The sequence below is a fragment of the Brevundimonas sp. genome, from assembly GCF_035627475.1.
In the GTDB taxonomy this organism is placed as follows: Bacteria; Pseudomonadota; Alphaproteobacteria; order Caulobacterales; family Caulobacteraceae; genus Brevundimonas.
Genome location: NZ_DASPLR010000056.1, coordinates 1 through 3,081, shown reverse-complemented (window position 1 = coordinate 3,081; position 3,081 = coordinate 1). Strand labels below are relative to the sequence as shown.

The 3,081-nt window shown below is 70.6% G+C and carries 3 protein-coding genes; all 3 read left to right on the top strand.

Annotated elements, in window-relative coordinates:
* Window positions 1-153: 153 nt before the first annotated feature.
* Entirely contained in the window at window positions 154-1,113 is a 960-nt protein-coding gene (gene ispH, locus VEA62_RS14635) for a 4-hydroxy-3-methylbut-2-enyl diphosphate reductase (RefSeq protein ID WP_324823140.1), read from the top strand.
* An 83-nt stretch (window positions 1,114-1,196) separates the two neighbouring features.
* A complete protein-coding gene (locus VEA62_RS14630; protein ID WP_324823138.1) occupies window positions 1,197-2,108 on the top strand; it encodes a DUF4232 domain-containing protein in 912 nt (303 codons plus the stop codon).
* A gap of 40 nt (window positions 2,109-2,148) precedes the next feature.
* A partial coding sequence (locus VEA62_RS14625) for an aminotransferase class I/II-fold pyridoxal phosphate-dependent enzyme (protein WP_324823136.1) occupies window positions 2,149-3,081 on the top strand: 933 nt, incomplete at its 3' end.

Here is a 3,081-nt window from a genome sequence, read left to right as displayed (position 1 = left end):
GGACCGTCACGGCCAGGATGGAGAGAAGGCGCCGCATGCTGGTAATCCGCCCATTGAAAGCTGGCCCGCGAACGGGCGATCCGACTTGAAGTCACTGATAAAGGCTAATCGGCGGCCTCGCAACGAAGCGCTCCGCGCCCTAGATTGAGACCGATGAACGCGCCTTTTCCGCCACGCCGGCCGCTCCGCCTGATTCTGGTCGCCCCGCGCGGTTTCTGCGCCGGGGTCGACCGCGCCATACAGATCGTGGAACGCGCCATCGAGAAGTACGGCGCGCCCGTCTACGTCCGCCACGAGATCGTGCACAACAAGCACGTGGTCGAGCGGCTGAAGGCCCAGGGCGCGGTGTTCGTCGACGAGCTGGACCAGGCGCCCGACGACCGCCCCATGGTGTTCTCCGCCCACGGCGTGCCCAAGGCGGTGCCAGCCGAGGCGACGCGGCGGCGCATGTTCTACCTCGACGCCACCTGCCCGCTGGTCTCCAAGGTCCACGTCGAGGCCGAACGTCACCACGCCGCCGGCCGCCACATCATCCTGATCGGCCACGCCGGCCACCCCGAGGTCGTCGGGACCATGGGCCAGCTGCCGCCCGGCGCCATCAGCCTGGTCGAGACGGTGGAAGACGCCGAAGCCTTTCAGCGTCCCGGCGACGCGCCCCTGGCCTACGCTACCCAGACGACGCTGTCGGTCGACGACACCAGCGAAATCCTCGCCGTGCTCAAGCGCCGTTTCCCCGAACTGCCCGACCCGCACAAGGAAGACATCTGCTACGCCACCACCAACCGCCAGGAGGCGGTCAAGCGGCTGGGGCAGGGCTGCGACCTGGTGCTGGTCGTCGGCTCGAAGAATTCCTCCAACTCCGTCCGGCTGGTCGAGGTGGCGCTGCGGGCCGGCGCCCGCGACGCCCGCCTCGTCGACGACGCCACCCAGGTCGACTGGTCATGGCTGGATGGCGTCTCGACGCTCGGCATCACCGCCGGCGCCTCCGCCCCCGAGCCCCTGATCGAGGCGCTGGTCGACGCCGTCCGCGCCCGCTTCGACGCCGAGGTGATCGAGGACGCGGGCGAACGCGAGACGGTGACTTTCAAACTGCCGCGCCTCCTGACCGCCTGAGCGCCCGGGCCGGCTCGGGCTTGCGCAAGCGGAGCCTTTGCCGTTGGCTCGCGTTAAGGTTCGCGACCAGTCCGAGGATGATCATGCGCTTCCGCACCGCCTTCGCCGCCCTGTCGATCGTCGCCCTCTCCGCCGCCTGCACCCAGGAGGCGGAGGCCCCGCCGCAGCCGGTCGAGCCGTCCCCGGCAGCCACGACGCCGCCGGCGCCGCCGATCAGCTACGCCTGCGAGAGCGGCCAGTCGGTCACGGTCGGATATCCGGATACGGACACGGCCCAGCTGACGTACAGGGGCCAGACCTACACCTTGCGCACGGTCCTGTCGGCGTCCGGCGCCCGTTACGCCGGTTCGGAACTGGAATGGTGGACGGCCAACCGCAACGGACAGGAGAGCGCGACCCTCAGCCGCCTCGGCCCCAATGACGACGTCGGCGTGGCCGTGCTCGAGCGCTGCAGCCGCCCGAGCGCCGGCGCCGTCCCGACCGGTCCCGTCCCTGCGCCCCAGCCCGCCCCCGGCGGCGTGCTTCCGGCCGCCGCGCCCTGCAAGGGACCGCAGCTGAAACTCTCGAATGAGGGCGGCGACGCCGGGGCGGGCAACCGCGTCGTCAACATCGGCGTCCAGAACATCGGAGCGACCGCCTGCAGCCTGACCGGCTATCCCGGCGTGGTGCTCCAGGACGCCCGGGGCCGCAACCTGACGGCGATCCGCAGCGAACAGAGCCTCGGCAGCTATTTCACCCAGGGCCAGCCCATCGCGCCCGTGACCCTCGCGCCCCAGGCGAAGGCGGCCTTCGAGCTGGCGTGGAGCGTCGTGCCCAACGAAGCCATGGGCGAGAAGACCTGCCCCTCCGCGGCGCGGCTGCGGATGACCGCGCCCGGCGACACCTCGCCCGTTGCGCTCGGCATGAGCTTCACCCCCTGCGGCGGCCGCGTCCGGGTCAGCCCGATCCGTCCCTTGACCGGAGCCGGTCAGCCCGCGCCGGCGCCCGCCCCCTAGGGGCTTCAAACCACGTCCAAAACGGCGTAGCGGAGCGCGCATGACAGCCAGCTTCTATGACCGCGTGCGCGCGGACCTCGCCGATATCGACGCCCAGGGCCTGACCAAGCCCGAGCGGGTCATCGCCTCCCGTCAGGGACCGGTGATCAAGGTCGGCGGCCGCGACGTCCTCAACTTCTGCGCCAACAACTATCTCGGCCTGGCCGGCGACGAGCGCGTCGTCCAGGCGGGCATCCAGGCCCAGCAGCAGTGGGGCGCCGGCACCGCCTCGGTCCGCTTCATCTGCGGCACCCTGGAAATCCACAAGGAGCTGGAGCGGGCGATCGCCGACTATCTTGGCTTCGAGGACGCCATCCTCTTCGCCGCCGCCTTCGACGCCAACGGCGGCATCTTCGAGCCCCTGTTCGGGGAAGAGGACGCCATCGTCTCCGACAGCCTGAACCACGCCTCGATCATCGACGGCGTGCGGCTGTGCAAGGCCAAACGCTACCGCTTCGCCAACTCCGACATGGACGAACTGGAGACGCGGCTGAAGGAGGCCCGCGCCGCCGGGGCGCGCAACATCGTCATCGCCACCGACGGCGCCTTCTCGATGGACGGCTATATCGCCAAACTGAACGAGATTCGGGCGCTCGCCGACCGCTACGACGCCCTGATCATGGTCGACGACTGCCACGCCACCGGCTTCCTCGGGCCGCAGGGCAGGGGCTCCTACGCCCACCACGGGGTCGAGGTCGATTTCGTCACCGGCACCTTCGGCAAGGCGCTGGGCGGGGCCATGGGCGGCTTCATCTGCGCCACCTCCGACGTCGTCGCCCTGCTCAAGCAGCGGGCGCGGCCCTACCTGTTCTCCAACGCCCTCGCCCCCGCCGTCTGCGGCTCCAGCATCGAGGCCATTCGCATCGCCGGCGGCGAGGAGGGCGACGCCTTGCGCCAACAGCTGTTCGCCAACGCCGCCCGCTACCGCGCCGCC